Annotated in this window: 3 protein-coding genes; all 3 read left to right on the top strand. The window is 75.7% G+C overall.

Annotation, left to right across the window (positions count from 1 at the left end; translation table 11 throughout):
* The first annotated feature begins 367 nt into the window (after positions 1–367).
* On the top strand, positions 368–4,339 hold the full coding sequence (locus ACFVGO_RS24190) for a Pls/PosA family non-ribosomal peptide synthetase (RefSeq protein ID WP_380633958.1): 3,972 nt from the start codon (positions 368–370) through the stop codon (positions 4,337–4,339).
* Positions 4,340–4,386: 47 nt separating this feature from the next.
* A complete protein-coding gene (locus ACFVGO_RS24185; protein ID WP_359903733.1) occupies positions 4,387–5,712 on the top strand; it encodes a M1 family metallopeptidase in 1,326 nt (441 codons plus the stop codon).
* A 197-nt stretch (positions 5,713–5,909) separates the two neighbouring features.
* Complete coding sequence (locus ACFVGO_RS24180; protein WP_359903731.1) at positions 5,910–7,292, top strand: serine hydrolase domain-containing protein; 1,383 nt, start codon at positions 5,910–5,912, stop codon at positions 7,290–7,292.
* The last annotated feature ends 105 nt before the right edge of the window (positions 7,293–7,397 follow it).

The following is a 7,397-nucleotide window of genomic DNA, read 5'->3' as shown; positions in this document are numbered from 1 at the left end:
GGCCCGGACCGGAGAAATCGGCCCGGGAAACCCGGCCCGCCGCCTCCCGCCACCCGAAGGGAGCAGGAATCGCTGTGGCATGGGTCACGGTCGGAAAATCGACCTGACGATCCGTCAATTCTGCTGACGCCCCATCACTTCCGCATCAAGAGGCGTCAGTTATTGACTGACCTTCTGTCAGATTCGGCCATTTGGGCGCCAGTTGGGCCGAGTGTCCGCTCCTGTCCGCTCGCCGCCCCGGGACTACCATCGGTCAGGTTGTCCGCTCCGGCCCCGGAGTGGGGTCACCCGATCAGGCGGTGCTCCCACCGCCCCAGGGGCCGGGCATCGGTCGGAACGGGGCGAGGACGAGGAGCGCACGGCTGCCATGACAGCTGAACCGAGCCACCCTGAGCAGTACGCCACGCCACCGCAGCAGCCCACCCAGGCCGCACCGCCCGCGCCACCGCAGCCGGACCCGGAACCAGAGCCGCAGCCGGAACCAGAGCCGCAGCCACGGCCGCAGCAGGCCCACGCCCTGTTCCCCGGCCGCCCGGCCGCCGCCCCGCGCACCCTGGTCGACGTGCTGGACGCCACCGTGCGCGCCCACCCCGACGAGCCCGCCCTGGACGACGGGCACACCGTGCTCAGCTACCGCGCGCTGGCCACCGAGGTCGAGCAGCTGCGCCGCCGGCTGGCCGCCGTCGGGATCGGCCCGGGCGACCGGGTGGGCGTGCGCGTGCCCTCCGGCACCAACGACCTCTACGTCTCGATCCTCGCGGTGCTCGCCGCCGGCGCCGCCTACGTCCCGGTGGACGCCGAGGACCCGGACGAGCGCGCCGAGCTGGTCTTCGGCGAGGCCGCCGTCGCCGCCGTGCTCGGCGCCGACCGCGGCCTGGCGACCACCGGCGAGCGCGCTCCCGCCCTGGAACGCCGCCCCACCCCGGCCGACGACGCCTGGATCATCTTCACCTCCGGGTCGACCGGCAAGCCCAAGGGCGTGGCCGTCACCCACCACAACGCCGCCGCCTTCGTGGACGCCGAGGCCGCGCTCTTCCTCCAGGAGGAGCCGATCGGCCCCGGTGACCGGGTGATGGCCGGCCTCTCGGTCGCCTTCGACGCCTCCTGCGAGGAGATGTGGCTGGCCTGGCGGCACGGCGCCTGCCTGGTGCCGGTCCCCCGCTCCCAGGTGCGCAGCGGCGCCGACCTCGGCCCCTGGCTGGCCGAGCAGGAGATCACCGTGGTCTCCACCGTCCCGACCCTGGCCGCGCTGTGGCCGGCCGAGGCGCTCAACGAGGTGCGCCTGCTGATCTTCGGCGGCGAGGCCTGCCCGCCCGAGCTGGTGCAGCGCCTGGTCACCGAGGGCCGCGAGGTGTGGAACACCTACGGCCCCACCGAGGCCACCGTGGTCGCCTGCGCCGCCCTGCTGACCGGCGAGGGCCCGGTGCGGATCGGCCTGCCGCTGGACGGCTGGGACCTCGCCGTGGTGGACGAGGCCGGTGTGCCGGTCGCCCCCGGCGGCACCGGACAGCTGGTGATCGGCGGCGTGGGCCTGGCCCGCTACCTCGACCCGGAGAAGGACGCCGAGAAGTACGCACCGCTGCCCTCGCTGGGCTGGGAGCGCGCCTACCGCAGCGGTGACCTGGTCCAGGCCGACCCGGCCGGTCTGCTCTTCCTCGGCCGCACCGACGAGCAGATCAAGCTGGGCGGCCGCCGGATCGAGCTCGGCGAGGTCGACGCGGCCCTGCAGGCCCTGCCCGGTGTGGCGGGCGCGGCGGCCGCCGTGCGGACCGCGCGCGGCGGCAACCAGCTGCTGGTCGGCTACCTGGTGGTCCAGGACGGCTTCGACCGCGAGCAGGCCGTCGAACGGCTGCGCGCCGAGCTGCCGGCCGCCCTCGTGCCGCTGCTGGCGACCGTCGAGACCCTGCCCACCCGGACCTCCGGCAAGGTCGACCGCAACGCCCTGCCGTGGCCGCTGCCGGAGCTGGAGAGCGCCGGCCCGAGCGAGGAGCTGTACGGCACCGAGGCCTGGCTGGCCGAGCAGTGGTCGGAGATCCTCGGCGTCCGGGTCGGCGGCCCGCGCGACGACTTCTTCGCGATCGGCGGCGGCAGCCTGGCCGCCGCCCGGCTGACCACCCTGCTGCGCACCCGCTACCCGAGCGCGGCGGTGCTGGACATCTACCAGCACCCGACGCTGCGCAAGCTCGCCCGGCACCTGGAGCGCACCGCCGGCGAGAGCACCGAGGCCCGCACCGTCGCCCTGGTGCCGACCAGGGCCAAGCTGCTCCAGCTGTTCCTGCTGGTCCCGCTGTTCACCGTGGTCGGCCTGCGCTGGACGGTCGCCCTGCTGGCCGCCGGGAACCTCCTCACCCACCTCGGCGACTTCCCGTGGGCCCCCACCGCCTCGTGGTGGTGGGTCGGCGCGGGCGCGCTCGCGCTGTACACCCCGCCGGGCCGGCTGGCCCTCGCGGCGGGAGGCGCCCGACTGCTGCTGCGCGGCGTGCGCCCGGGCAGCCACCCGCGCGGCGGCTCGGTCCACCTGCGGCTGTGGACCGCCGAGCGGCTCACCGAGCTGAGCGGCGCGGACTCGCTGTCCGGCGCCTGGCTGGTGCGCTACGCCCGGGTGCTGGGCGCCAAGGTGGCGCCCGAGGTGGACCTGCACTCGCTGCCGCCGGTCACCGGGATGCTGAAGCTGGGCCGCGGCTGCGCGGTCGAGGCCGAGGTGGACCTGTGCGGCTACTGGCTGGACGGCGACCGGCTGCTGATCGGCCAGGTCAAGATCGGTTCCGGTGCCGTGGTCGGCACCCGCTCGACCCTGCTGCCCGGCGCCCGGGTCGGCAAGCGCGCCCAGGTGGCGGCCGGCTCCAGCGTCACCGGCCAGGTGCCGACCGGCCAGCGCTGGGGCGGCGCGCCCGCCGTCAAGCTGGGCCGCGCCGAGCGCACCTGGCCCAAGGACCGCCCGGTCCGCCGGGCCCGCTGGGCCTCGCTGTACGGCGCCAGCGGTGCCGTGCTCGGCCTGCTGCCGGTGCTGCCCTCGCTCGCCGCGCTGGCCGTGCTCTCCCGCTTCGTCGACCAGGGCGCGGCCCTCGGCCCGGCGCTCGGCGGCGCGCTGCTCGGGCTGCTGCCCGCCACACTGGCGTTCGGCGCGGTGTACGCGGCGCAGCTGGTGGTGCTGGTCCGGCTGCTGAGCATCGGCCTGGTGCCCGGGACGCACCCGCTGCACGGCCGGGTGGGCTGGCAGGCGTGGACCGTCACCCAGCTGATGGACCGGGCCCGCGAGGTGCTGTTCCCGCTCTACGCCGGACTGGTCACGCCGCTGTGGCTGCGCGCCCTCGGGATGCGGGTCGGCCGGGGCGCGGAGGTGTCCACGGTGCTGGCACTGCCCAGCCTGACCACGGTCGGCGACGGCGCGTTCCTGGCCGACGACACCCTGATGGCCCCGTACGAGCTGGGCGGCGGCTGGGTGCGGCTCGGCGAGGCGAAGGTCGGCGAGCGGGCGTTCCTCGGCAACTCGGGGATGACCGCGCCGGGCCGCTCGGTGCCCAAGCGCGGCCTGGTGGGCGTGCTGTCGGCGACGCCGGCGAAGGCGAAGAAGGGCGGGTCGTACCTGGGCATGCCGCCGATGCGGCTGCCGCGCTCGGCGGACCAGGCCGACCAGAGCCTGACCTACGAGCCGCCGGCCCGGCTGCTGTGGGCGCGCGGGCTGGTCGAGGTGGGCCGGCTGGTGCCGGTGCTGGCCTCGGCGGCGCTGGGTCTGCTGACCGTGGCGGCGCTGTCCTGGCTGGCGGCCGGCTCGCCGCTGACCGCCGCGCTGCTGTCCGGCCTGGTCCTGCTGGCGGCCGGCGCGGTGGCCTGCGCGGTCGCGGTGGCGGCCAAGTGGCTGCTGGTCGGGCGGTTCCGCGCGGTGGAGCACCCGCTGTGGAGCGGTTTCGTGTGGCGCAACGAGCTGGCGGACACCTTCGTGGAGATGCTGGCGGTGCCGTGGCTGGTCGGCGCGGTGCCCGGCACCCCGGTGCTGAACCTGTGGCTGCGCTCGCTCGGCGCGCACGTCGGGCACGGCGTCTGGTGCGAGAGCTACTGGCTGCCGGAGGCGGACCTGGTCACCCTCGGCGACGGGGTCACCATCAACCGCGGCTGCGTGGTGCAGACGCACCTCTTCCACGACCGGATCATGCGGATGGATACTGTGGTCCTCCGCGAGGGCGCCACCCTGGGCCCGGGCGGCATCGTGCTGCCCGGCAGCACGGTGGGCGCGCGCAGCACGCTGGGCCCGGCCTCGCTGGTGATGCGCGCCGAGTCCGTCCCCGCCGACACGCGGTGGCTGGGCAACCCGATCGAGGCGTGGCAGACCACGTCGTGACCACCTCCCCGTCCCCCCGTCCCGGCCCGCAGGAAGCGCACGCCCCCGTGAAGCCCAAGCACGTCCCCGCGGCCGCCGGTGCCCCGGACCCGTACTTCCCGAACAGCGGCGACCACCGCTACCGGGTGCACCGCTACGAGCTGGCGCTGGACTACCGGCCCGGCCCCAACCGGCTGGCCGGCTCGGCCCGGCTGAGCGCGGTGGCGGACACGGCGCTGGCGGAGTTCGCGCTCGACCTCGCCGAGTTCCGGATCGGCCGGGTGCTGGTCGACGGCCGGGCCGCCCGCTACACCCACCGCGGCGGCAAGCTGCGGATCCGCCCGGCCAGGGCGCTCGTGCCGGGCGCCGCGTTCACCGTCGAGGTGCACTACACCGGCAACCCGCGCCCGGTGCGCAGCCCGTGGGGCGGCCTGGGCTGGGAGGAGCTGACCGAGGGCGCGCTGGTGGCGAGCCAGCCGGTCGGCGCACCGTCCTGGTTCCCGTGCAACGACCGGCCCGCCGACAAGGCCACCTACCAGCTGGCCGTCACCACGCCGTCCCCGTTCACGGTGGTGGCGAGCGGCCGGCTGCTGACCCGCACCACCAGGGCGTCCAGCACCACCTGGGTGTACGAGCAGAGCGCGCCCACCCCGACGTACCTGGTGACGGTGTCGATCGGGCACTACCGGCCGGTGCCGCTGGCGGTGCGACCGGCGGTGCCGCAGACCGGCTACGTCCCGGAGCGGCTGGCGGCCGCGTTCGCCCGGGACTTCGCCCGGCAGCCGGAGATGACGGCGTACTTCGGCGAGGTCTTCGGCCCGTACCCGTTCGGCGAGTACGCGGTGGTGATCGCGGACGAGGAGCTGGACGTCCCGGTGGAGGCGCAGGGCGTCGCCACCTTCGGCACCAACCACCTCGGCGCCGGCTGGGAGCACGAACGGCTGATCGCGCACGAGCTGGCCCACCAGTGGTTCGGCAACAGCGTCACGATCGCCGACTGGCGGCACATCTGGCTCAACGAGGGCTTCGCCAAGTACGCGGAGTGGCTCTGGTCCGAGCACGCCGGCGGCCCGGGCGCGGCTGTCCACGCCGCCGCCGCGCACCGGCTGCTGGCCGGGCTGCCGCAGGACCTCCGGCTCGACGACCCGGGCCGGAAGCTGATGTTCGACGACCGGCTCTACCAGCGCGGCGGACTGGTGGTGCACGCGCTGCGGCAAACGCTCGGCGAGGACGCGTTCTTCGCGATGCTGCGGGACTGGACGGGCGCCAACCGGCACGGCGTGGTCGCCACCTCCGACCTGCGCGCCCACGCCGCCCGCTACACCACCGCTCCGCTCGGCCCGCTCTTCGAGGCCTGGCTGGAGCGGCCGGAACTGCCGCCGCTGCCGGGCTGAGCGCTCCACCCGGCCCGGCGCCGCGCGGTTCGCCCGCGGCCGGGGCGCGGGCCTGGACCGGGGCCGGGGCCTGGACCGGGGCCGGGGCGTGGTCCTGGGTGTGGGCATGGGCCTGGGCCTGGACCGGATTAATCGGTCGGCCCCGGGCCCGGGCTGGGCTACTGTCCGTGCATATGTCGATGAGTCCAGAAGCCCACATGACCGACCTGCCCGCCGAGCTGCTGCCCGCCACCCGCCGCGCGCTGCTGCACCGGCTCGCCGTCGCCCAGGCCGAGGGTCGCACGCCCTCCATGGTCGCCGGGGTGCTGCGCGACGGGCAGCCGGTGTGGAGCGGAGCCCGCAGCATGGTCGACGGGCACGCCCCCACCCCGGACGTCCAGTACCGCATCGGTTCGCTCACCAAGACCTTCGTCGCCGTGCTGGTGCTGCGGCTGCGCGACGAGGGCCTGCTCGACCTCGCCGACCCGCTCTCGCGCCACCTGCCCGGCACCCCCGCCGACGAGGCGACCGTCGCCCAGCTGCTCGCGCACTCCTCCGGCCTGACCGCCGAGACCCCCGGCCCCTGGTGGGAGCGGACCGAGGGCTCGCTGCGGCCGGACCTCGGCGACCTCCTGGAGGCCGAACGGCCGCTGAAGCACCCGGCCGGGCGGCTGCACCACTATTCCAACCCCGGCTACGCGTTGCTCGGCGCGCTGGTGGCGAAGCTGCGCGGCGAGCCCTGGGGCGAGGTGCTGCGCCGCGAGGTGCTGGCCCCGCTCGGCATGGACCGCACCACGCTGCTGCCCGAGCACCCGCACGCCGGGGGCTTCGCCGTCCATCCCTGGGCCGACGTCCTGCTGCCCGAGCCGCTCACCGACACCGGCCTGATGGGCCCGGCCGGTCAACTCTGGTCCACCGTCGCCGACCTGGCCCGCTGGGCGGCCTTCCTGACGGCCGGCGACGACAAGGTGCTGTCCGCCGACTCCCTCGCCGAGATGCGCAGCCCGGCCGTCGCCCCGGACGACGCCGAGTGGACCAGCGGCTACGGCCTCGGCCTGCAACTGCGCCGCCACGAAGGCCGGTTGCTGTACGGGCACACCGGCTCGATGCCCGGATTCACGGCGGGCCTGTGGATCAGCGAGGCCGACGGCCTGGCCGCCTACGCCCTCTCCAACGCCACCAGCGGAGCCGCCAGCGCCTCGGCCCTGGCGGCGCAGCTGATCGCGCTCACCGCCGAACTGGAGCCCCGGCTGCCCGAACCGTGGCGCCCGCTGCCCGCGGTGGACGCGGAACCGCTGGAGCTCACCGGCCCCTGGTACTGGGGCGCCGCGCCGGCCGCCCTGCGGCTGCGTCCCGGGCGGGTGCTGGAGCTCACCCCGCTCACCGCCGCCGGCCGGGGCTCGCGCTTCCGGCCCGAACCGGACGGCACCTGGACCGGCGTGGAGAACTACTTCGCGGGCGAGACCCTGCGGGTGGTCCGCCACCCCGACGGCACGGTCAGCCACCTCGACATCGGCTCCTTCGTATACACCCGCGAGCCGTACGGCCCGGCCGGCGCCGTCCCGGGCGGGGTCGACCCGGAGGGCTGGCGGACGTTCTGAGCCGCGCGTAGCGATCGTTCCGCAGGGGCGCACGGTGCGGCCGTACGCCCCTGCGGCGGGAGTTGTCCACCCCCGGCGGGCGAGCGCCGGGTGCCGGACAAGTGA

Source organism: Kitasatospora sp. NPDC057738, assembly GCF_042798815.1.
Classification (GTDB): domain Bacteria; phylum Actinomycetota; class Actinomycetes; order Streptomycetales; family Streptomycetaceae; genus Kitasatospora; species Kitasatospora lactacystinica.
This window is presented reverse-complemented; position numbering and strand designations above follow the sequence as displayed.